The sequence below is a fragment of the Bradyrhizobium sp. YCK136 genome, from assembly GCF_044570075.1.
GTDB lineage: Bacteria > Pseudomonadota > Alphaproteobacteria > Rhizobiales > Xanthobacteraceae > Bradyrhizobium > Bradyrhizobium diazoefficiens.
This window is the reverse complement of sequence record NZ_CP172424.1, coordinates 290897-313592: the sequence shown is the minus strand read 5'-3', so window position 1 is coordinate 313592 and position 22696 is coordinate 290897. Positions and strand designations below refer to the sequence as shown.

Sequence of the window (22696 nt, the reverse complement as noted above, 5' to 3'; positions counted from 1 at the left end):
GTGCCCCATGCACCGCAACGCAATCCGTCCCTTAACCTAACCAGTCAAGGTTACTCCTTGTCAGACTTGGCCTTTTTCTTCCCATTCTCGGTAGAATCACGGTCTTTCCCATTGTCCTTGCGGCGGTTGGTGAAGCGCGCATTGCCGAGGCCCGTGCCGATGGTGAGCACGCCCCAGCGCTCGACATCCTGCATGAACGGAACCTCCGAGAGGCCCTGAACCACGCCGTCATTGTGCATCAGGATCGCGGTGTCGTGCTCGCCGATCTCGGGAATGCCCTCGATCAGGCTCGCCGGCAGGTTGAACTTGCTGCTCTCCCAATTGCCCGGCAGGTTCTGCGCGCCCTTCTCGATCGAGCCGTCGGCGTCGATCACGCCGGGACAGGCGATGCCGATGAAGGGCGCGAGCTTGAAGCCTTCGGTCTCGGCCTCGGCGATCAGCCCCTTCAGCATCTTGGTGAGCCGCTTCACCGCGCCTTCGCGCGTCGGCTCGTCGTCGGCATGACGCCATAGCTCGGATTTCACGACCTTGGCCTTCGACAGGTCTTTTGCCTTTTTCCAGCTCGTTTCCACCAGGCCACAGCGGATATTCGTACCGCCGATATCGACGGCGAGGATGCTGTCATGAGCCTCGAAGATCCATGACGGCGCCAGATGCAGCGCACCTATCAGGCCGGCTTCATCAGGATGATGGCGGATCGGCTGCATGTCGATCTTGAAGTCCTCGGATTTCAGGATGATCTCGGTGCGCGCGATCGCAAGCTCGCCGAGCCTGGAATCACGAAATCCGCCGCCGACCATGATGCGCTCGGTCTTGGCCCAGGCCTTGGTCTTGAGGAAGCGGCGCGTGACATAGGCGAGCTGCTGGGCGAAATCCTCGATCGCGCTGTGGACCAGCGCCGAGGCCTCGGTGTCGTCGCCGATCAGGATCGCATCCAGCGTCTTCTTGCTGATCTGGTCCGAGGGCTCCTTGCCGAACGGGTCCTCGCCGGTCTTGCGCAGCGGCTTGCGCCAGCGGTCGAGGATCTCGCGGAACGCGCCCTTGCTGGCGCGGTCGCCGAGAAAACCGTCCTCGTCCTTGATCTCGATGTCGAAACTGTCGACGTCCACCGACGGCAGGCGGCTCGCGCCGTGCTGCGCAATGCCCGTCGTCGCGACCAGTTCGTTCGTTGCCATGGGACCCTTGCCCGCTTGCGAAATCTGGGGGACAACGGCGCGGGAACCCGTTGGTTGCAACGCCGGGGGAGAATCGGCGGATGGGCGGGCGGCCAAATCCTTCAAATCCGGGCCTTTTTCAGCGGTTTTCCTTGACTTGCGGCGTCCGGCGGCTATAAGTCCCACACCCGGCGCGGGGCGTTTCTCGCGCCGCTTGTTTTTGCGTGGGTTTTCAAAGGGATAACTCCCGCCCGCACAAAACTCGCATAAACCCATAGCGACTGACAAAAAGCCGGCCCCGACGGACTGTCGCGAGGCCGGGATTGAACACGAAGGAAAACAACGATGTTCGCAGTCATCAAAACCGGCGGCCGGCAGTACCGCGTCGCTCCGGATGATGTCCTGGAAGTAGGCAAGATCGAAGGCGAAGTCGGCTCGATCGTGCAGCTGAATGAAGTTCTGGTGGTCGGCGGCGACACGCCGATCCTGGGTCTGCCCACGGTGGCCGGCGCGTCCGTTGCGGTCGAGGTGCTCGACCACAAGCGCGGCCCCAAGGTCATCGCGTTCAAGAAGCGCCGCCGCAAGAATTCGCGCCGCAAGCGCGGCTACCGCGACGAGATCACGGTGCTGCGCGTCAGCGAGATCCTGACGGACAACGCCAAGCCCACCAAGGGGCCGCGTCCGAAGAAGGAGAAGGTCGCCAAGGAAGACGCCGCCGCATAAATTGATCACGCCAATTCACGAATTGATGCGTGAGAAATTATGAAATGATTCCGTCAAGGAATTGATCTAGAACTACTCAGGATTTCGGAGACGAGCCATGGCTCACAAAAAAGCAGGCGGTTCATCGCGCAACGGTCGCGATTCAAAGGGCAAGCGCCTCGGCATCAAGGCGTTCGGCGGGGAAGTTGTGATTCCCGGCAACATCATTGCGCGTCAGCGCGGCACCACCTGGCATCCCGGCCTTAATGTCGGCATGGGCACGGACCACACTTTGTTCGCCAAGATCGAGGGTCGCGTCACGTTCCAGGCCAAAGCCAACGGCCGCACATTCGTATCGGTACTCCCGATCGCAGAGGCGGCTGAATAGACGGTGGATCAAATTTGGAGTCCGCCGGGTCCTGACCAAACCGGCGGAGTCCACAAATAGGCTCCAGGGGAGGCGGGAAACCGGCCTCCCCTTTCGTTTTGTCTTAGTGACTTCGACGGAGCCGGACATGTTGCAGGATTTTTCGAGCACCACCTTGCGGGAGGCGAGACCTGATGTCGTCGCCACCGAACGGCTGACCTTGCGGCGGCCGACCCTCGCCGACGTCAGGACCATCGCCCGGCTCGCCAATGATCGCCGCGTCGCCGAGAACACGCGCCGCCTGCCGCATCCCTATTCGCAGGACGACGCCATCGAATTCGTCCGTGCCACCGCCGAGATCGGCAGCGAGACCGTGTTCCTGATCGAGCACGACAGCGGGCCGGTCGGCATGGTCGGGATCGACTGCTCGAAGCCCGACAATGCCGAGCTCGGCTACTGGCTCGGCGTCGAGCATTGGGGCCAGGGCTTCGCCACCGAGGCCGCACGCGGCGCGATCGACTTCTTCTTCGAGGAGTTCGAGGACGACCACCTCCATGCCGGTGCGCGCGTCACCAACCCCGCCTCGCGCAAGGTGCTGGAGAAGTGCGGCTTCCAGTGGAGCGGCGTCCAGCTGCACCGCTTCCTGGCGCTGGGCTCGTCCACGCCCGTCGATTGCTTCCGCCTGTCGCGCGGGGTGTGGGCGTCGCTGAAGAGCTGGAGCAGCGCAAGACGGGTGAGGTAGGGCGCAGGCCGCGCCACAATCGACACTGTCGTCCCGGGGCGCGACGAAGTCGCGAGCCCGGGACCCATAATCCCAAGGAGAAGTGCGAGGCGAAGCGCCCACTCCGAGTCTTCGTCAAACCACTCCCTGTGGGTATGGGTCCCGGGCTCGCGCTGTGCGCGCCCCGGGACGACGTTGTGGCTACGCCGGCGGATTTATCTCGTTGCTCGGGCGCCCCAGATCGCGCTCACGCAAGTAGATATAGAACCCGGCGCCGATGATGATGGCGGCGCCGACGATCGTTGCTATCGACGGCACGTCGCCGAACACGACGAAGCCGAAGATCACGGCCCAGACGATCATCGAATATTGATAGGGCACGACGACGCTGGCCGGCGCGAGCTTGAGGGACCGGTTGACGCAGAACAGCGCCGTCACCGAGATGCATCCGGCCAGGGCGAAGATGACGAGGCTGCCTGATGTCGGCGGCACCCAGTGGAATGCCGACAACACCGCGCCCAGCAAAAACGTGCCGACGAATTGCGAGGACGCCATCACGATGTCGGGGGTCTTGCGCAGGCTGCGGGTGATCAGCATCAGGGTTGCAAAGGACAGGCTGCCGCCCAGCGCGATCAGCGCCGGCAGGCTGACGGTCTGCGCCGACGGCCGCAGCGCGATCACGACGCCGCAGAAACCGATCAAAATCGCCGTCCAGCGCCGCCAACCCACCTTCTCGCCCAGGAAGATCGCCGACATCGCGGTGACGAAGATGGGGCCGGCGAGGTAGTACGTGATGACGTCGGCGAGCGGCAGATAGACCGTCGCAAGGAAGAAGGCCGCCACTTCCAGCGTCGAGAGCACGACGCGGAACAGCTGCAAGCGCGGCCGCTCCAGATGCAGGAACTGGCGACGCTGCCGCCAGATCAGCGGCGACAGCAGCAACAGCGCCGCGCAGGCGCGCAGGAACAGCAGCTGCCCCACCGAATAGGTCCCCACCAGGAACTTGCCCATGGCGTCGCCGAACGAGAACATGAAGATCGACAGCACCATCAGCGCAATGCCGGCGAGGCGCGCGGAGCGGTCGTCATAGGCGGAGAGGTTCTTGAAGAAGGGCATTGAAACGAGTCGGAGTGTGAGAGGTCGTCATTGCGAGCGAAGCGAAGCAATCCAGACTGTCTCCACCGCGGCAGTCTGGATTGCTTCGTCGCTTCGCTCCTCGCAATGACGGGCGGAGAGAGCACGGAAAACCCGCGATTAGCGTCGCTTGCGGTCGTTTTAATGACGTGAGCGACTGGGACAAGCCCGCCACCGCCGAATTGAACGGATTGTCGCACTCTTCGCGTCGCGGTAGCGATAGGCGCCTCATCGACAAAGAGAGCTTTGACATGACCGACTTCGATCCGGCCCGGCACCGCATGATCCCCACGCAACGCTGGTTTGAGGATTTCGTCGTCGGCGAACGCTTCGTGCTGCCGAGCCGGACCCAGACCTCGGCGGTGTTCGCGGCGTTCCAGACCGCGAGCGGCGACACCCACCCCGTGCATTACGACGTGGAATATTGCCGCAGCCGCGGCATGCCGCATCTGCTCGCCCACGGCTTCCAGACCTTGATCCACACCGCGCCCGGCGCCGGCCTGTTTCCGTTCATGGTCGAGGACTCCCTGGTCGGCTTCCTCGAGCAATCGAGCCAGTTCCTCAAACCCGTGTTCGCCGACGACACCATCTATCCCGCGCTCGAGGTCACGGAGCTCGCGCCGGGACGCTCGACCGGCGTGGTGACGCTCAAAAGCACCGTGTTCAACCAGCGCAAGGAGCTGGTGCTGGAGGGCATTCAGAAATTCCTGATCCGGCGACGGCCCCTCTGATGTCGTCTTGGAAGTCGTCCGGGGGTTAAGCAAGGGGCGAAATTCGCGGAATTTCGGCCGGTTTGCGGGTAAGTCCGGGTTGCCGCGGGGGACCGGCTGGCCTACCTATGGCCCATGAAATTCCTCGACGAAGCAAAGGTCTATATCCGCTCCGGTGACGGTGGGAACGGCTGCGTGGCGTTCCGCCGCGAGAAGTTCATCGAATTCGGCGGCCCCTCCGGCGGCAATGGCGGCCGCGGCGGCAACGTCATCATCGAGGTCGCGGACGGGCTCAACACGCTGATCGACTACCGCTACCAGCAGCATTTCAAGGCCCAGAAGGGCGAGAATGGCGCAGGCTCGGACCGTCACGGCGCCAACGGCAAGAACATCGTGCTGAAGGTGCCGATGGGTACGCAGATCTTCGATGAAGACCGCGAGACGCTGATCCACGACTTCACCAATGTCGGCGAGAAATTCGTGCTCGCCGAGGGCGGCAATGGCGGCTTCGGCAACGCGCATTTCAAATCCTCGACCAACCGCGCGCCGCGCAACGCCAATCCCGGCCAGCCCGGCGAGGAGCGCTGGATCTGGCTGCGGCTGAAACTGATCGCGGATGCGGGCCTCGTCGGCCTGCCCAATGCCGGCAAGTCGACCTTCCTCTCCAAGGTCAGCGCGGCCAAGCCGAAGATCGCCGACTATCCCTTCACCACGCTGCATCCGCAGCTCGGCGTCGTGAATGCAGACGGCCGCGAATTCGTGCTGGCCGACATTCCCGGTCTGATCGAGGGCGCGCATGAAGGCGCGGGCCTCGGCGACCGCTTCCTCGGCCATGTCGAGCGCTGCCGCGTGCTGCTGCATCTCGTCGATGCGACCTGCGAGCACGCCGGCAAGGCCTACAAGACGGTGCGCACAGAGCTCGATGCCTATGGCGGGCTGCTCACCGACAAGATCGAGATCGTCGCGCTGAACAAGATCGACGCGGTCGAGCCGGACGAGCTCAAGAAGCAGAAGGACCGGCTGAAGCGCGCCGCCAAGAAGACGCCGCTGCTGCTCTCCGCCGCGACCGGAGAGGGCGTGAAGGAAGCGTTGCGCGCGCTTGTCGCAGTGATCGGCGAGGCCCCGGTGTCCGCCAAGGCGAAGAGCGCCGCCGAAGCCGAGCCCTGGTCGGCTTAAACTATCTCCCCTGGGTCGTCCCGGCGAAGGCCGGGACCCATAACCACCGAATGCGATTTGGCGAAGATTGGTCATTGCCATCTCGCGCCATAACATCTTCTGAGGAGTATGGGTCCCGGCCTTCGCCGGGACGACATTGGAGTGTAGGCTGCGGGCACCCGCATCACTGGCAGGTTGTCACCGGCGCTCTAATATCGCAGCATTAAACAATCAAGAAACGGCAGGGATGACGCATGGCGCGCGCGAAGAACGTTCTCTGGATCATGTGCGACCAGCTTCGCTATGACTATCTCGGCTGCACCGGCCATCCCACGCTGAAGACGCCCAACATCGATGCCATGGCGAAGCGCGGCGTGCTCTTCAGCAAGGCCTACGTGCAGTCGCCGATCTGCGGGCCCTCGCGGATGTCGTTCTACACCGGCCGCTACATGCGCTCGCACGGCTCGCACTGGAACGGCTGGCCGCTGCGCGTCGGCGAGCCCACGCTCGGCGATCACCTCAAGAAGATCGGCGTGCGCAATGTGCTGGTCGGCAAGACCCACATGGCGCCCGACCTCGAAGGCATGAAGGCGCTCGGCATCCCGCCGGAGTCGATGATCGGCGTGCATGTCGCCGAATGCGGTTTCGAGCCTTACGAGCGCGACGACGGCCTGCACCCGACGGGACGGCCGCGCCCGAAATACGATGAATATCTGCGCAAGCAGGGATTCGAAGCCACCAATCCCTGGGAGCATTGGGCGAATTCAGGTGCGGCGGAAGATGGCAGTTTGCAGAACGGCTGGCTGCTGGTGCACGCCGACAAGGCCGCGCGGGTGCCGGAGGAGCATTCCGAGACGCCCTACATGACGCGGCGCGCGATGGACTTCATCAGTGAGGCCGAGACCGACGGCAAGCCGTGGTGCCTGCATCTGTCCTACATCAAGCCGCACTGGCCCTACATCGCGCCCGAACCCTACGCCAGCATGTATTCGACCGATGACATGATCCCGGTGATCCACTCCGAGCGCGAGCGCCAGAATCCGCATCCGGTGTTCGGCGCCTATATGGACATGCGCTACTCCCGCAACATGGCGCGCGACGACGCTCGCGAGAAGGTGATCCCGACCTATATGGGCCTGATCACGCAGATCGACGACCAGATGGGCGCGCTGATGAAATTCCTGGAAGAGCGCGGCCTGCTGGACACCACCATGATCGTGTTCACCTCCGATCATGGCGACTATCTCGGCGATCACTGGATGGGCGAGAAGGATCTGTTCCACGAGCAGTCGGCAAAGATTCCGCTGATCATCATCGATCCCTCCCGGGAAGCCGACGCCACGCGCGGCACGCGCAGCGACGCGCTGGTGGAGGGCATCGATCTTGCGCCGACCTTCGTCGATTATTTCGGCGGCAAGGTGCCGGGCCACATCCTCGAGGGACGCTCGCTGCTGCCGCTGCTGCGCGGGCCGACGCCGTCCGACTGGCGCAAGGTCGCGTTCTCCGAATACGACTACGCCATGCAGGACGTGCGGCTGAAACTGAATCAGCCGATCGAGCGCTGCCGCCTGTTCATGGTGTTCGACGGCCGCTGGAAATACATCCACGCCTCCGGCTTCCGCCCGATGCTGTACGATCTCGAAACCGACCCGCAGGAATTTTTGGATCGCGGCGACGATCCCGAATGCGCTGGTATCGTCGCGCGCCTTCAGGCCGAGCTGTTCGACTGGGCGCTGCATCCCAACGACCACATCACCACGCCGCGCGAGAAGATCGCGGCTTATGCCGACAACCAGCTCCAGGTGAAGGGCGGTGTTTTGATCGGCATCTGGGACGAGGCCGAGCTTGCGGCGATCAAGGACGGCATCGCGCAGCGCGCGAAGCTTTGAGTCTGTCTTCGCCTCTCCCCGCTTGCGGGGAGAGGGAGAAGAATTCAATTCTCGATCTTGTATCCCGTCGCCTTCACGATCGGCTGCCAGAACGCCGTGTTGGCGGCGAGCTCCTTCGTCAGCTCATCCGGGCTGCTGCCGACCGGGATCAGGCCGATCGCGGTGAGCTTCTCCTTCACCTCGGCCTTGGCAAGCGCAGCGCTCGCGGCGGCGCCGAGCTTGCTGGCGAATTCCGGCGGGCTGCCGACGGGAAGCCACATGCCGTACCAGGCATCCGCAACGAGAGCGATGCCGCTCTCCTTCAGCGTCGGCACCTCCGGCGCGAAGGGCGACCGTTCCGCGCTCGAGACCGCGATGATCTTCACGCCCTTGGCGCGGTGCTGCGGCAGCGCATCGGCCAATGTCACGATGCCGAACGACAGATGGCCGCCGATGAGATCGTTGAGGATCGGCGCGCTGCCGCGATAGGGCACGCGGGTCAGGGGAATGCCGAGATCCTTCTCGAGCTTGGAGCCCATGAAATGTGGAATGGTGCCGTTGCTCGGCACCCCGAACGACGTCTTGTCCGGATGCGCCTTCAGCCAGGCCACGAATGACTTGAAATCGGCAGCATCGATCGCCGGGCCGATCACGACGGCGAATTCGAACCGCGCCAGCAGCGACACCGGCATGAAATCCTTGGCCGTGTCGAAGCTCGGCGTCGTCTCCACCATCGGCAGCAGATACATGGTGGGGCCCGTCGTCACCAGCACCATGCTGCCATCGGAGTTCGCACCCTTCACCGCCTTGATGCCGATCAGGCCGTCGCCGCCAGTGCGGTTCTCGACCACGATGGTCCTTTGCAGCACCGGCGCCATCTCCTGCGCGATCAGCCGGCACAGCGTGTCGCCGCCGGCGCCCGCCGCGAACGGAAAGATGATTTTTGAAAGCCCCGCCTGCGCTTGCGCCTCGCCCGCCTCTGCCAGCAGCGGCAGCCCAAGACCTCCTCCAAGACATCCGGCCATGAATTTGCGGCGATCCATACGTTTCCCCTTCCAGCCCGTTATTGGTTGCCGGCATTAGAACCGCCCCCGCGCTCAAGACAAGGCCGAAGACCAAGCCACGTTGCGCCGTTTACCGGGCCAGCCGCCTTGCGCCGGCCATCGTCCTGCTGCAAAAGCAGGCCTTACCGGCGCCGCTTGTTTGCTCCGCCGTTCCCGAACCCGAGCAATTCGTCACACGCGCCAACACATACACACATGGCCAGCCCCGAACTCAGTCAATTCCGCCGCATCGTCGTCAAGGTCGGCTCCGCTCTGCTGGTCGATTCCGACAAGGGCGAGGTGCGGACGTCCTGGCTCGCCGCGCTCGCCGACGACATGGCCAAGCTGCACAAGGAGGGACGCGACGTCCTCGTCGTCTCCTCGGGCTCGATCGCGCTCGGCCGCAGCCGGCTCAAGCTGCCGCGCGGCCCGCTGAAGCTGGAGGAGAGCCAGGCCGCCGCGGCCGTCGGACAGATCGCGCTGGCGCGGATCTGGTCGGAGGTGCTAGGGGCCCACGGCATCGACGCCGGGCAGATTCTCGTGACGCTCCAGGATACCGAGGAGCGCCGCCGCTATCTCAATGCGCGCTCCACCATCGGCAAGCTCCTGGAGTGGCGCGCCATCCCCGTGATCAACGAGAACGACACGGTCGCCACCACCGAGATCCGCTACGGCGACAACGACCGCCTCGCCGCGCGCGTCGCGACCATGGCGAGCGCCGATCTCCTGGTGCTGCTCTCCGATATCGACGGGCTCTACGACGCGCCGCCGAAGAACAACCCGAACGCAAAGCTCATTCCCGTCGTCGACAGCATCTCCTCGGAGATCGAGGCGGTGGCGGGCGACGCCGAGTCCGAGCTCTCGCGCGGCGGCATGCGCACCAAGGTCGAGGCGGCCAAGATCGCGACCACCGGCGGCACGCATATGCTGATCGCCTCCGGCAAGATCGAGCATCCGCTCCGGGCGATCGCCGATGGCGGCCGCTGCACCTGGTTCCTGACGCCGGCCAATCCCATTACCTCGCGCAAGCGCTGGATCGCGGGCACGCTGGAGCCGAAGGGCACGCTGACGATCGACGCCGGCGCGGTGACGGCGCTGCGTGCCGGCGCCAGCCTGCTGCCGGCCGGCGTGATCAAGGTCGAGGGCCAGTTCGCCCGCGGCGATGCCGTGATCGTGCGCGGCCCCGATACGAGCGAGATCGGCCGCGGCCTGATCGCCTATGACGCCGACGACGCCGAACGCATCAAGGGCCGCTCCTCCCCTGATGTGATGACCATCCTCGGCATCAGCGGCCGCGCAGAGATGATCCACCGTGACGATCTGGTGGTGGGCGGGTAAACCCGTTGCTCCGTCATTCCGGGATGGTCCGAAGGACCAGAGCCGGAATCTCGAGATTCCGGGTTCAATGCTCCGCATCGCCCCGGAATGACGCCCAAGGAAAACATGGACAAGCCCGCCACAACGTCGGGGCTGGGCCAATGACCCAGCCGTCGCGCGGCTGGGGAGACCTGCCATACCCTCCCCGCCCTTCGCAAAAGCGGGATTTCCGTGCTAGGACACCGTCTTAGCAGAAGGTTGAAACCCCATGGCCGCCCCCCTCAAAGCCGTTGACGGCAATGCCGATCTCCAGGCGTTGATGTCCGATCTCGCCGCCCAAGCCCGCGCTGCCGCGCGCGTGCTGGCGCTGGCGCCGCCGGAGCAGAAGAACCGGGCGCTGGAGGCCATGGAGCGGGCGATCCGCGCGAACGCGGCTCCGATTCTCGCCGCCAATGCCGAGGACGTCGCTGAGGCTCGCGCCTCCAGCAACATGACCGCGTCCTTCATCGACCGCCTGACGCTGACACCGGCGCGTGTGGAGAGCATGGCCGAGGGTATCGGCATCGTGCGCGGCATCGCCGATCCGGTCGGAATCGTCACCGAGAGCTGGCAGCGGCCGAACGGCATGACCATCGAGCGCGTGCGCGTGCCGCTCGGTGTCGTCGGCGTGATCTTCGAAAGCCGGCCGAACGTCGCAGCGGATGCCGGCGTGCTGTGCCTGAAGTCCGGCAATGCCGTGATCCTGCGCGGCGGCTCCGACAGTTTCCGCTCCTGCCGCGCCATCCATGAATGTCTGGTGCAGGGCCTGCGCGAAGCGGGCCTCCCCGAGGCTGCGATCACGCTGGTGCCGACGCGCGACCGCGCGGCGGTCGGCATGATGCTGTCGGGGTTGAACGGCGCGATCGACGTCATCGTGCCGCGCGGCGGCAAGAGCCTCGTCGCGCGCGTCGAGCAGGAAGCGCGCGTGCCGGTGTTCGCGCATCTCGAAGGCGTCAACCACGTCTATGTCGATGCCAGCGCCGACCTCGCCATGGCGAAGTCGATCGTGCTCAACGCCAAGATGCGGCGCACCGGCGTCTGCGGCGCAGCCGAGACGCTGCTGGTCGATCGCGCGGCTGCTGCGACGAGCCTGAAGCCGCTGGTCGAGATGCTGATCGAGGCCGGCTGCGAAGTGCGCGGCGACGACGTCGTGCAGAAGACAGACGCGCGCGTAAAGCCTGCGAACGACGACGATTGGGACACCGAATATCTCGACGCGATCATCGCGGCGAAGGTGGTGGACGGCGTCGACGGCGCGATCGCGCATATCCAGAACCACGGCTCGCATCACACCGATGCGATCGTGAGCGAGAACGAGGCCGCTGCGAAGAAATTCCTGAGCGAGGTCGATTCCGCCATCGTGCTGCACAACGCCTCGACGCAATTTGCCGATGGCGGCGAGTTCGGCTTCGGTGCCGAGATCGGCATCGCCACCGGCCGCTTTCACGCCCGGGGACCTGTCGGCGCCGAGCAGTTGACGAGCTTCAAATATCGCGTTCACGGCACCGGGCAGACGCGGCCGTAGATAACGTCGCGAGGCGCGGGCAATTGAGCAACAATTTCGTCGTGCCGCGTTTCGTGGCGCAAGCGATCCCGCCCTCGACCCCGGGCATGCGCGTCGGCCTGCTCGGCGGCTCCTTCAATCCGCCGCATCAGGCCCATCGCGCGATCAGTCAGTTCGCGCTCAAGCGATTGCAACTCGATCGCGTCTGGTGGCTGGTCACGCCCGGCAACCCGCTGAAGGAGAACGGCACGCTGCATGAACTCGGCGCGCGCATGCAGGCCGCGCGCGACGTCGCCAACGATCCCAGGATCGAGGTGAGCTGTCTCGAATCCGTCATTCGCACGCGCTACACTATCGACACGATCAACACCTTGCGCCGCCGTCTCCGCGGCCTGCGCTTTGTCTGGATCATGGGCGCCGACAACCTCGCTCAATTCCACCGTTGGCAGGACTGGCGGCGCATCGCCGGCCAGGTGCCGATCGCGGTCATCGATCGCCCGCCGCAGAGTTTTCGTGCCCTCGCCTCTCCTGCCGCCAAGGCACTATCGCGCTACCGCCTCCCCGAGAATGAGGCGGCGTTGCTGGCGGATCGGCCGGCGCCGGCCTGGGTCTTCCTCACCGGACTGAGGCTGAACCTGTCCTCGACGGGCCTACGGAACCCGGACGGGAGCTGGAAAGGTACGAAGTGAGACAGACTGTGCGGATCGGGGCTCTCTGGCATATTGAAACCCTTAACCCCACATGATGTAGTGTAACCCGCGAGGGTCGGATTCGGCTCTCGCGATACAGTGAAAGGAATGGTCCCTGGCCACATCTGTATTGTCCAAGTCTGTTTTACCCAAGGTTGCTAAGCCTACGCGTAAAACATCGACCAAAGCTGCGGCCTTGAAGGCGCAACCCGACGCCGACAAGACGCTGAGCCTGATCCTCTCCCGCCTCGAGGACATGAAGGCGGAAGAGACGGTCACCATCGACCTTCGCGGCAAATCGGCGTACTCCGACTACATGATCGTCACCACGGGCCGGGCCAACCGGCACGTCGGCGCGATCGCGGAAAACGTCACGAAGAGCCTCAAGGAAACCGGCATCAAGAACATCCACGTCGAGGGCTTGCCCAATTGCGACTGGGTGCTGATCGATTCCGGCGATGTGATCGTGCACGTGTTCAGACCCGAGGTCCGCGAGTTCTACAATCTCGAGAGATTGTACACGCAAGGCCCAGGGGCGGCGAAGGCGATCTAGCCCGATCTATTCACGAGAGCACGGTCGTTCTTGACGTCTGACGGGGGCTGGCGGCTGGCGTGGGTGACCGTCCGGCCTTTTCTCACCGGGTTCTACATCAAGCTGTTTTGTAGGCGATGGAGGAGTGGGGCGGGTGAGCGGGCGCAGGCCCGGTCGGTTACGGACCGAGCGGGAGCAGCGCGCCGGGCAAGCCGCGGATCAGGTCGGCTTCGGGACATGCCGCGGCAAACGCAAGGCGAATGCGGCTCGTGGTCTCGACCACACGGGCAGCGAGTTTCAAGAGACGAAGACGCAGCGTCGCGAACTCGGCAGTGGCCAATTCCCGGGCTTTGGGAATGGCGTCGCGCACGGTCAGCATCAGCCAATAAGCGGCCGTATGGAGCACGAGACGGACCTGGTTGGCGAGCGCCGAACGGCAGCTGGTGCGGTCGGAGGCGAGCTGTGTCTTATGCAGCTTGATCAGATTCTCTGCTTGGCCGCGCGCGCAATACAGGCTGTCGTAGATCCACTCGGCCGAGCCGACATCGAGGCTGGTGACGACGAAACGGATGTCGAGGCCGAGCATCGTCGCCTCAATACGGGCGACGGTGCGCCGTTCGCGATCTTAGCCACGCAGAACCGGCAGGTTCTCGATGGCGCGTCGGGTGCGGATGTCGTCGGCGACCTCGTCGACTTTTCTGGCGAGAGGCTTGGTGCCGGACAGACCGAAGATGTAGTCGATGCCGTTGGTCTCGCACCACGCCATGGCCTCCGGCCGGGCATAGTGCCCGTCGCCACGGAACGTAATTCGCGTGTTGTGCCACCGCGTGCGGATATGCCGTACCAGGCGGCGCAGATGGGCACGCACCTCGACGCCGCCCGGCGTCTTGCCGGGCCGCAGCACGACGGCCACGGGCCGGCTCTTCTCCGTGTCGTAGACGTGGATCGGCAGAAAGCAGCGTTCGTCATAATGAGCGTTGAACAGCGAGAGCTGCTGATGGCCGTGGACGACGTCGCAGGTATCATCGATGTCGAGCGTGACGGATGCCGGCTCGTGGGGGTAGCTATCCATCCATGCGTCGACCAAAATGTAGGTCAGTCGGATCACGTCGCGCAGGCGCGGAGCATTCTCCAGCCGCGACAGCGTCGGCTGGGAACACAGATCCCGGCCCGTGTCCGGTAGGCGACCGCAGGCCAGCTTGAATGCCGGATCGGACCGCAGATGATCGAGGTCGTCGGCGTCCTCGTAGCCGCAGCAGATCGCGAACATGCGCGCGCGGAACATATCGACCAGGCTGTGCACGACCCGCGTCGGATCGCGCCGATCCGGGAACACCCGGGCCAGATTGTCGGCCAAGCCGAGACGCCGCTCGGCCATCGCCAGAAGCATCACGCCCCCGTTCGAGGTTAGGCGCCCACCATCGAAGGCAGCTGTGACTTTCTTGGCGTGAATGGCTGGAAACGAGAAGGGCGGAATCGTATCGTCGGTCATGGCGGGCGTGGCGTTCGCGGTTGGAGGTGATGGGGTTGGCTTCACAACCGAATCCTACGCCGTATCAGCGCTTTACACCACGCTCGCCAGCCTCTCGGGCGCCTCTTACGAATAAGACAGGCTAGAGGCTCAAAGAGCCGATTTCGAATCGGCTGACGCGCATGCTAGCGTCGTGTGCGCGCGAGATGCGCGCGGCCTCGAAAACACGACTCTGGACACATGCGTGTTGCTGTCATTGCGGTGGGCCGGCTGAAGCAGGGCCCCAAACGGGAGCTTGCCGACCGCTATTTCGAGCGGTTCGACGAGGCCGGCCGCAAGCTCGGATTCCGCGAGTTGTCGATCCACGAAATTCCCGAGAGCCGCGCGCGCGACGCCGCGACGCGGATGGCCGAAGAGGCTGCGGCGATCGGTGCGCACATCCCGGACAAGTCGATCCTGGTGGCGCTGGACGAACGCGGCCAGAATCTCGATTCCACCGTATTCGCACGGCACCTCGGGCGCTGGCGCGACGAGGGTGCCGGTCATACTATCTTCGTGATCGGAGGGGCGGACGGACTTTCGCCCGAATTGCGCCGTAAGGCCAAGCTCGCGATCGCGTTCGGCTCTGCGACCTGGCCGCACCAAATGGTCCGCGTCATGCTTCTGGAACAGCTCTATCGGGCCGCCACCATCCTGGCCGGCCACCCCTATCACCGCGCGTGATCCGCGCCACAACGAGCACCTTTGCCTAAAGCGATGCGAGCGCCTGTCCTCAACCTGCTGCTGATCGCGAGCGTCTCAGGCGCAAGTGTCTTGGATGCAAGTGTCTTGGGCGCAAGCCTCGCGCAAGCTCAGACGCCGGCACCGCAGACGGCAGCCGTCTCGCCCGATGCGATCAAGCAGCGCGAGCAGGAGCTGGAGGCCGCGCGCGCCAGGCAGAAGAGCGCGGAGGAGGCGCAGGCCAAGCTCAAGGCCGAGATCACCTCGCTCGGCCAGGACCGCACCCAGCTCAACCAGCAGCTGATCGACACCGCCGCCAATGTGCGCTCCGTCGAGACCAAGATCGACGAAGCCGAAGCGCGGCTGAAGACGCTCAACGGCCGCGAGCAGGCGATGCGCACCTCGCTTGATTCGCGCCGCGCCGACATCGTCGAGGTACTGGCGGCCTTGCAGCGCGCCGGCCGGCGCACGCCGCCCGCGCTGCTGGTGCGGCCCGAGGACGCGCTGCAATCGCTGCGCACGGCGATGCTGCTCGGCGCCGTCGTGCCGGAACTGCGCGGCCGCGCCGAAAAGATCGCGAGCGAGCTCGGCGAGCTCGTGGCTCTGCGCAAGAACATCGCCACCGAACGCGACCAGCTCGCCTCCGATCGCGACAGGGTCCGCAACGACCAGAGCCGGCTCGCCGCATTGGTCGACGAACGGCAGCGCCAGCAGGCCGCACGCGAAAAGGACCTCGATGCCGAGAACTCGCGCGCCATCATGCTTTCAAGGCAGGTCGGCGATCTCCAGGGCCTGATCGCCAAGATGGAGCAGGACCTGCAAAGCGCCGCCAAGGCGGCGGAGAAGGCAGCCGAGGCCGCCGGGCAGGCGGAGGCAAAAGCGGCCGCCGGCGCCAAGTCCGGCCCTGGCGCTTTCAAGGACCGGTCCCGGACCAGTCCCGCGATCGCCTTCGCTTCGGCCAAGGGCCTGCTGCCGCTTCCGGTTAACGGTAACAAGATCAGGGACTTTGGCGGTTCCGACGGGGTCGGCGGGGTCCAGAAGGGCATTTCGCTGGCCACCAAGCCCGGCTCCCAGGTCACGACGCCGTGTGATGGCTGGGTGGTCTATGCCGGCCCGTTCCGCAGTTATGGACAACTCTTGATCCTCAACGCCGGGGGCGGGTATCATGTCCTGATCGCCGGGATGGAGCGCATTTCGGTCAACATCGGACAGTTTGTGCTCACGGGGGAGCCGGTCGCGACCATGGGGTCGACCTCTCAAGTCGCCTCCATTCTCGCCACGAACGCGAGTCAACCTGTGCTGTATGTCGAGTTCCGCAAAGACGGCACTCCAATCGATCCAGGCCCATGGTGGGCCGCAAATGAAGGCGAGAAGGTTCGCGGATGATGCGCAAGACTTCAGTTATCCTCCTCAGCGCGGCCACCGGTGCGGCGCTGACGCTGTTCGTGACCCAGCCGCGCGCGGTCTTCATGGGCTCCAGCGCGCGGGCCGCTACCGCAGACACCTATCGCCAGCTCAATCTGTTCGGCGACGTCTTCGAGCGCGTGCGCTCCGACTATGTCGAGAAGCCCGACGACACCAAGCTGATCGAATCCGCCATCAGCGGCATGCTCACCGGCCTCGATCCGCATTCGAGCTACATGGACGCCAAGAGCTTCCGCGACATGCAGGTGCAGACCCGCGGTGAGTTCGGAGGCCTCGGCATCGAGGTCACGATGGAAGACGGCCTGATCAAGGTCGTCTCGCCGATCGACGACACACCGGCCTCGCGCGCCGGCATCATGGCCAACGACATCATCACCAATCTCGACGACGAAGCGGTGCAGGGCCTGACCCTGAACCAGGCGGTCGAGAAGATGCGCGGTCCGGTCAACACCAAGATCAAGCTCAAGATCATCCGCAAGGGCCAGGACAATCCGCTCGACGTCACCTTGGTGCGCGACAACATCCGCGTCCGCTCGGTGCGCGCCCGCATCGAGGCCGACGACATCGCCTATATTCGCATCACCACCTTCAACGAGCAGACCACCGAAGGCCTGAAGCGCGAGGTCGCCAACCTCTCGAATCAGATCGGCGACAAGCTGAAGGGCTACATCATCGACCTGCGCAACAATCCGGGCGGCCTGCTCGAGGAAGCGGTCACCGTCTCCGACTCGTTCCTGGAGAAGGGCGAGATCGTGTCGACCCGCGGCCGCAATGCCGAGGAGACCCAGCGCCGCACCGCGCATGCCGGCGACCTCACCAAGGGCAAGCCGGTCATCGTTCTGGTCAATGGCGGCTCGGCCTCGGCGTCCGAAATCGTCGCCGGCGCGCTGCAGGACCACAAGCGCGCGACCATCGTCGGCACGCGCTCGTTCGGCAAGGGCTCGGTGCAGACCATCATCCCGCTCGGCTCGGGCAACGGCGCGCTGCGCCTGACCACGGCGCGCTACTACACGCCGTCGGGCAAGTCGATCCAGGCCAAGGGCATCGTGCCCGATATCGAAGTGCTCCAGGACGTGCCGGACGAGTTGAAGTCGCGCACCGACACCAAGGGCGAGGCTTCGCTGCGCGGCCATCTGAAGAACGACGGCGACGAGAAGACCGGCTCGCAGTCCTACGTCCCGCCGGACGCCAAGGACGACAAGGCGCTCAAGCTCGCCGACGACCTGCTCTACGGCATCAAGAACAGCGCCTCCGCGGCGCCCACGCCGGGTACCGACAAGGCCGCGGCCGACAAGCCCAAAGCGGCGAACTAAGTCGGCGCGACCAGCGCGATCCAACGCAAAGGGCGGCTCCCGGAGCCGCCCTTTTTGCTGGGATCTCCTGGCATCCCCGGCCTATCCCGGCCTGCCGCCGCTTGACCTCGGCGTGGTATCGTCAGCAGCAGTGATTCGGGATCGCGCATGACTGAAACGGCCGATGATCTGAGCGCCCCGCTCGGACAGGACAAGCCGCGCCGAAAACGCCGGCTGCGGCTGCCGTTCACGGCCATGCAGGCGCTCGCCATGCTGCTCGGCCTGTTCCTCGTTACCTTTGCCGGCTTCGCGATGTTCAACAAGGATCCGCTCGGCGGCGAGCCGATGACGCGGATCGCGATCCGCGAGCCCAAAGCCACGGACGAGAAGCCGGCCGCCTCCGGCCACGGCCAGGACAGCAAGCAAGAGAGCAAGCACGAGACCAGGGAGGCGCCGAAGCAGGCCGCTACCGGCGAGCAGAAGACCGTCACCATGATCGACGGCTCCACCGGCGCGCGCCACGACGTGGTGATCGGCGCCGGCGAGGCCGCCGACAAGGGCGAGGCGGCGTCCGCACCGCCGCCGGTCATGGCCGGAATCGACCCGAAGCTGCTTGAGAAGTCGCGCTACGGCATGATCCCGGTGGTCGCCGACGGATCGAAGCCGTTCAACGTCTACGCGGCCGATGCCGACCGCGCCAAGGCCGCCAAGATGCCGGTGGTCGCGATCGTGATCGGCGGGCTCGGCGTCGGCGCCGCCAAGACCACCGACGCGATCATGAAGCTGCCGGCCGCGGTGACGCTGGCCTTCACGCCCTATGGCTCCGATCCAGGAAAACTCGCCGAGCGCGCCCGCGCCCAGCGCCACGAGATCTTCCTCCAGATCCCGATGGAGCCCTACGACTTCCCTGACAACGACCCGGGCCCGCAGACGCTGCTGACTTCGCTCAGCGCCGACCAGAACATGGACCGCCTGTACTGGCACCTGAGCCGGATGCAGGGCTATGCCGGCATCACCAATTTCATGGGCGCCCGCTTCGTGGCGACGGACGCGGCGATGCAGCCGATCATCCGCGAGGCGGCCAAGCGCGGCCTCGGCTTCTTCGACGACGGTTCCTCGCCCCGCAGCATCGCGCCCCAGGCCGCAGCGAGCCAGGCGATGCCGTTCGGCAAGGGCGACATCGCGATCGACGTGGTGCCGACCCCGGCCGAGATCGACCGTGCCCTGAACAAGCTCGAATCGGCGGCGCGCGAGCGCGGCACGGCCATCGGCACCGCCTCCGCCCTACCCGTCTCGATCGAGCGCATCGGCGCCTGGACCAAGACATTGGGCGACCGGGGTATCCTTTTGGTGCCATTGACAACCGCGATGCTGAAATCAAAATCCAGCTAAATCAACGAATTGGTACGGTACGGGTCCCGCGGGGCCGAGATGCCCTGCCGGAAGCACGCGAGAGGTTTGGCGGAATGGCGCGTTACGAGGATCTGCCCTACCGGACTTGCGTCGGAGTGATGCTGATCAACGCGAAGGGACTGGTGTTCATCGGCCGCCGCGCCGGTGGCATCGAACATATCGACGACACCCATGTCTGGCAGATGCCGCAAGGCGGTGTCGATCCCGGCGAGGACACCTGGGCGGCCGCCAAGCGCGAGCTCTATGAGGAGACCAGCGTGCGCTCGGTCGAGCGGCTCGGCGAGGTTCCGGACTGGCTGATCTACGACATCCCGCGCACGGTCGCAGGCCGCGCCTGGAAGGGCCGCTACCGCGGCCAGCGCCAGAAATGGTTCGCGGTGCGCTTCACCGGCAAGGACAGCGAGATCAATGTCGAAAATCCCGGCGGCGGCCACAAGGCCGAGTTCGTCAGCTGGCGCTGGGAGCCGATGAAGAATCTTCCCGGGCTGATCATCCCCTTCAAACGCCCGGTCTATGAGCGCGTGGTGAAGGAGTTTTCCGCGCTGGCGGAGGAATAGTTTGCACCGTCACTCCGGGGCGTGCGAAGCACGAACCCGGGATCTCGGAATTCCGGGGCTGGTCTTTCGGACCATCCCGGAATGACGATCAGAGAAGTGACCGCATGTCGAACGACAACAAACCCTACCGTCCCAATGTCGGGATCGCGCTGTTCAATGCCGAAGGCCGCGTGCTGATCGGCCACCGCTTCAAGGGCGACGGCCCCGAGATCATCCTGCCGGGTCTCGACTGGCAGATGCCGCAGGGCGGCGTCGACGAGGGCGAGGACCTGCGCGATGCGGCGATGCGCGAGCTCTGGGAGGAGACCAACGTCGTCAGCGCGAGCTATCTCGGCGAGACCGACTGGCTCACCTACGAATTCCCGCCCTATGACGGACCGCAGACGCATCGACTGGCGAAGTTTCGCGGCCAGCGCCAGAAATGGTTCGCGCTGCGCTTCACCGGCAAGGACGACGAGATCGATCCGCTGACGCCGCAGAACGGGCAGCCCGCGGAATTCGACGCGTGGCGCTGGGAGCAGCTCGATCGCGTCGCCGATCTCGTGGTGCCGTTCCGCCGCGAGGTCTATCGGGCCGTGGCGCAGCAGTTCGCGCCCTTCGCGAGCTAAACTGCGAAAACAACCCCATGCACAGTAGAATGGTGGTTGAAATCATTGGGACATTCTCGACGGAAATTTGCGCGTGCGGGCCGCACGATTCTCTCGTTCCTCCCCCCTTGTTGGGGAGGGAACGCACCTTTGTTGGCGCGTTCGTCGGGCCCAATCAGTCCTCCGTGAAGAACGCGGACGAGCGCTGATTTAAGCGATCTTTTGAGCCGGGACAGTTTCGGCGAAGGCGCGGATGATGGCACGCAAGAGTTCTGCGAGCCATCGCAGGAGCAGGCCGAAGTTGTAGCCGGCCGCGGCGAGGACGGCGTTGATGCGGTCACCGACGCTGCCTTTGAGATAGTTGCGGTCCATGCGGTGCTCGGCCTTGACGTGACCGATGACGGGTTCGACAGCCGCGCGACGCTTCATCTCGCTCCGGATGGAAGCCGTGACGCGGCGAACCTGACCCGAGATCCAGACCCTGAACCGGTGCGGGTAGTTGTGGCCACGGTACCCTTTGTCGACGTGGATACGACGAGCCTCCACGCCGGTGAGCTTCTCCATGTCGGCGACCACGGGGCCGAGCGTGTGGCCGTCAAAGGGATTGCCGTGCAGCGCCTTGGTATGGAGCACGAACTGTCCACCCTTCGGGGACGTCACGGGGGTGGCGATACTGACCTTGCAGCCGAACTCGTAAGGCGCGCGGGCTTTGCCCTTGCCGATGCACTCGACCTCCGGCGCATGCAACGCATAGACCTTGGGGCCGCGCTGATGCTGATCCTGGCTGCGCACCCGCTGCGCCAGATCGAGCAGCGGGCCGAAGCGCGCTTCCAGCGCCGCATCGCCATCAATCTTGCGGCGGATGTCGCGGATGATCCGGCCAAGCCGCGTCCGCAGGAACTTGAGTTGGCGCCGGGCGCGCTTGAACTGGTGAGCGTGGGTATAGCGGCCGACCATGATGGCGGCGCGCTTGGCCAGGCGCAGATAGCTCTGGCGCAGCGGCACACGGTTGCGCTTGGCAAGCCCGACGAGCTTGGTGATGGCCCGATGCATCAGCCGCGCGTCGGTCGGATGGGCAACGGCCTTGGGCTGCACCGTGGTATCGACCACCACTCGCTCCAGGTCCTTGGGACCGATGGCGCCAGTCTTGTGTGCCACCGACAGACTTTCCTGGATCAACGCGACGAGCTGCTCCTCGCCGAGCCGCTGGCGCCAGCGCGTCATCGACGATCGATCGAACGGCAGCCGGTGGCAGAAGCTTAACTCGCCGCAGAAGTATTGGTAATAAGGGTTCTCGATCCAGCGGGCGCACAGCACCTCATCCGAGAGATTGTGTGCATGTGCTTCAGAATGAACAGGCCGGCGACAAGCCGCGTCGGTAGGCCAGGCTGCCCCGGCCCGGTTTGGCACACCGAACCAAAGCGGTCATCCAGAAACTTCCAGTCGATCAGCGCCCCGCGGGTCACTTCAAATTCCTCCGGGTGTGGTCAGTCAAATTCCTCCACCCGCGAGGCAGGACAAGGGACTGTTAGTTTGAGTTTGTTTCCCGGGCAAGAGCTTCAGCGGCTTCTTTGAGCCGATAGCTGCGTCCGTCGAACTCAAGCAGATGGCAATGATGCATAAGGCGATCGAGGATCGTCGTGCTCATAGTGTTGTCCCCAAGGTATGCCCCCCAATCCTGCACGACGCGATTGGAGGTGACGATGACGCTGCGGCGCAGTTTGTAACGCTGATGGATCAGGGTCTGCAGCAAAGTGCCGGCGTCGTCGGGGATGGCGCGTGCGAGGAATAGATCGTCCAGCACGAGGAGATCGCAGTCGATGATGGTTCGCAGCCGGGCCTCGCGTTGTGCCGGAGAGTTCAGGGCGTAGCGGTGAAAGAAGTCGTCGGTCTCAAGATACTGGACCTTGTGGCTTTGCAGGATCGCCTGATAGGCAATCGCCTTGGCGATGTGCGACTTCCCGGTGCCAGGTTTGCCAACAAGCAGAGCGTTCTCGCCAGCGGCAATGAACGCCAGGGTGTGGAGCTGGAAGCAGGTCTGACGTGGCAGTTTGGGATTGAAGGACCAGTCGAACTCGGCGAGCGTCAGCTTTTCGTCGAGCCCGGATTGCTGGTATCGCCGCTCGATAAGACGGGACTGACGACGGTCCAGTTCATCCTGCAGGATAAGGGAGAAGGTCTCGAGGAAGGGCTGGTTGGCGCCCTGCGCCTGGAGCACGCGCGTCTGCAGCGTGTCGCGGACACCCGACAGGCGCAGCTGTCGTAGGCAACGCTCAATTTCCGGCATGGTCATCAT

At 64.7% G+C, this 22696-nt stretch carries 20 protein-coding genes and 2 pseudogenes; 16 read left to right on the top strand and 6 right to left on the bottom strand.

From position 1 onward, the window contains the following. Window positions 1-50 precede the first annotated feature (50 nt). A complete protein-coding gene (locus tag ACFLEY_RS01490) occupies window positions 51-1175 on the bottom strand; it encodes an ROK family protein (RefSeq protein WP_396604478.1) in 1125 nt (374 codons plus the stop codon). A gap of 324 nt (window positions 1176-1499) precedes the next feature. Here ACFLEY_RS01490 and rplU point away from each other — a divergent pair, with 324 nt between their 5' ends. The 3 genes from rplU (at window position 1500) to ACFLEY_RS01475 (ending at window position 2965) form a co-directional block, all read left to right on the top strand. Further along, complete coding sequence (rplU, locus tag ACFLEY_RS01485) at window positions 1500-1877, top strand: 50S ribosomal protein L21 (RefSeq protein ID WP_396604477.1); 378 nt, start codon at window positions 1500-1502, stop codon at window positions 1875-1877. A 97-nt stretch (window positions 1878-1974) separates the two neighbouring features. Further along, a complete protein-coding gene (gene rpmA, locus ACFLEY_RS01480; protein WP_011083253.1) occupies window positions 1975-2244 on the top strand; it encodes a 50S ribosomal protein L27 in 270 nt (89 codons plus the stop codon). A 127-nt stretch (window positions 2245-2371) separates the two neighbouring features. Continuing rightward, window positions 2372-2965, top strand: a complete 594-nt coding sequence (locus ACFLEY_RS01475) for a GNAT family N-acetyltransferase (RefSeq protein ID WP_060909733.1) — start codon at window positions 2372-2374, stop codon at window positions 2963-2965. A 180-nt stretch (window positions 2966-3145) separates the two neighbouring features. On the opposite strand, the gene ACFLEY_RS01470 is transcribed toward ACFLEY_RS01475, so the two are convergent. Then, window positions 3146-4060 carry a DMT family transporter gene (locus ACFLEY_RS01470; RefSeq protein WP_396604476.1) on the bottom strand — a complete coding sequence of 305 codons (915 nt, stop codon included), beginning with the start codon at window positions 4058-4060 and terminating at the stop codon, window positions 3146-3148. A 269-nt stretch (window positions 4061-4329) separates the two neighbouring features. Here ACFLEY_RS01470 and ACFLEY_RS01465 point away from each other — a divergent pair, with 269 nt between their 5' ends. The 3 genes from ACFLEY_RS01465 to ACFLEY_RS01455 all read left to right on the top strand — a co-directional run bounded on the left by ACFLEY_RS01465 (window position 4330) and on the right by ACFLEY_RS01455 (window position 7832). Next, complete coding sequence (locus tag ACFLEY_RS01465) at window positions 4330-4809, top strand: MaoC family dehydratase (protein WP_060912820.1); 480 nt, start codon at window positions 4330-4332, stop codon at window positions 4807-4809. Window positions 4810-4923: 114 nt separating this feature from the next. Beyond that, window positions 4924-5964 carry a GTPase ObgE gene (obgE, locus tag ACFLEY_RS01460; protein WP_011083257.1) on the top strand — a complete coding sequence of 347 codons (1041 nt, stop codon included), beginning with the start codon at window positions 4924-4926 and terminating at the stop codon, window positions 5962-5964. Window positions 5965-6197: 233 nt separating this feature from the next. Then, window positions 6198-7832: an alkaline phosphatase family protein gene (locus tag ACFLEY_RS01455; RefSeq protein ID WP_060909731.1), complete on the top strand. Its 1635-nt coding sequence runs from the start codon at window positions 6198-6200 to the stop codon at window positions 7830-7832. Between the two features lie 44 nt (window positions 7833-7876). Here ACFLEY_RS01455 and ACFLEY_RS01450 read toward each other — a convergent pair whose 3' ends face one another. Next, window positions 7877-8854 carry a Bug family tripartite tricarboxylate transporter substrate binding protein gene (locus tag ACFLEY_RS01450; RefSeq protein ID WP_060909730.1) on the bottom strand — a complete coding sequence of 326 codons (978 nt, stop codon included), beginning with the start codon at window positions 8852-8854 and terminating at the stop codon, window positions 7877-7879. 216 nt (window positions 8855-9070) lie between these two features. On the opposite strand from ACFLEY_RS01450, the gene proB reads away from it, so the two are divergent. The 4 genes from proB (at window position 9071) to rsfS (ending at window position 12956) form a co-directional block, all read left to right on the top strand. Then, window positions 9071-10192 carry a glutamate 5-kinase gene (proB, locus tag ACFLEY_RS01445; protein WP_028174855.1) on the top strand — a complete coding sequence of 374 codons (1122 nt, stop codon included), beginning with the start codon at window positions 9071-9073 and terminating at the stop codon, window positions 10190-10192. Between the two features lie 247 nt (window positions 10193-10439). Beyond that, window positions 10440-11735, top strand: coding sequence for a glutamate-5-semialdehyde dehydrogenase (locus ACFLEY_RS01440; RefSeq protein WP_060909729.1), 1296 nt, complete (start codon window positions 10440-10442; stop codon window positions 11733-11735). Window positions 11736-11758: 23 nt separating this feature from the next. Continuing rightward, window positions 11759-12403 (top strand): nicotinate-nucleotide adenylyltransferase, encoded by a 645-nt coding sequence (locus tag ACFLEY_RS01435; protein ID WP_060909728.1) that lies wholly within the window; start codon window positions 11759-11761, stop codon window positions 12401-12403. Between the two features lie 196 nt (window positions 12404-12599). Further along, window positions 12600-12956, top strand: coding sequence for a ribosome silencing factor (rsfS, locus tag ACFLEY_RS01430; protein WP_027523570.1), 357 nt, complete (start codon window positions 12600-12602; stop codon window positions 12954-12956). A gap of 157 nt (window positions 12957-13113) precedes the next feature. On the opposite strand, the pseudogene ACFLEY_RS01425 reads toward rsfS, so the two are convergent. Further along, window positions 13114-14427 (bottom strand): annotated as a pseudogene (locus ACFLEY_RS01425) (IS1380 family transposase). A gap of 219 nt (window positions 14428-14646) precedes the next feature. On the opposite strand from ACFLEY_RS01425, the gene rlmH reads away from it, so the two are divergent. The 6 genes from rlmH (at window position 14647) to ACFLEY_RS01395 (ending at window position 20421) form a co-directional block, all read left to right on the top strand. Further along, window positions 14647-15129: a 23S rRNA (pseudouridine(1915)-N(3))-methyltransferase RlmH gene (gene rlmH, locus ACFLEY_RS01420; protein ID WP_060909727.1), complete on the top strand. Its 483-nt coding sequence runs from the start codon at window positions 14647-14649 to the stop codon at window positions 15127-15129. 33 nt (window positions 15130-15162) lie between these two features. Beyond that, window positions 15163-16512, top strand: a complete 1350-nt coding sequence (locus ACFLEY_RS01415; RefSeq protein WP_060909726.1) for a murein hydrolase activator EnvC — start codon at window positions 15163-15165, stop codon at window positions 16510-16512. Next, entirely contained in the window at window positions 16509-17864 is a 1356-nt protein-coding gene (locus tag ACFLEY_RS01410; RefSeq protein WP_060909725.1) for a S41 family peptidase, read from the top strand. The genes ACFLEY_RS01415 and ACFLEY_RS01410 overlap by 4 nt, the downstream gene beginning before the upstream one ends. A 147-nt stretch (window positions 17865-18011) precedes the next feature. After that, window positions 18012-19235 carry a divergent polysaccharide deacetylase family protein gene (locus tag ACFLEY_RS01405; protein ID WP_060909724.1) on the top strand — a complete coding sequence of 408 codons (1224 nt, stop codon included), beginning with the start codon at window positions 18012-18014 and terminating at the stop codon, window positions 19233-19235. A gap of 74 nt (window positions 19236-19309) precedes the next feature. Next, window positions 19310-19813, top strand: coding sequence for an RNA pyrophosphohydrolase (locus ACFLEY_RS01400; protein ID WP_011083268.1), 504 nt, complete (start codon window positions 19310-19312; stop codon window positions 19811-19813). A 104-nt stretch (window positions 19814-19917) separates the two neighbouring features. Continuing rightward, window positions 19918-20421, top strand: a complete 504-nt coding sequence (locus ACFLEY_RS01395; RefSeq protein WP_011083269.1) for an RNA pyrophosphohydrolase — start codon at window positions 19918-19920, stop codon at window positions 20419-20421. A gap of 189 nt (window positions 20422-20610) precedes the next feature. Here the strand turns inward: ACFLEY_RS01395 and ACFLEY_RS01390 are convergent. Both ACFLEY_RS01390 and istB read right to left on the bottom strand, forming a co-directional pair. Further along, window positions 20611-21854: pseudogene (locus ACFLEY_RS01390) on the bottom strand (IS5 family transposase); the annotation flags it as partial. A 74-nt stretch (window positions 21855-21928) separates the two neighbouring features. Beyond that, entirely contained in the window at window positions 21929-22696 is a 768-nt protein-coding gene (istB, locus tag ACFLEY_RS01385; protein ID WP_396604475.1) for an IS21-like element IS1631 family helper ATPase IstB, read from the bottom strand.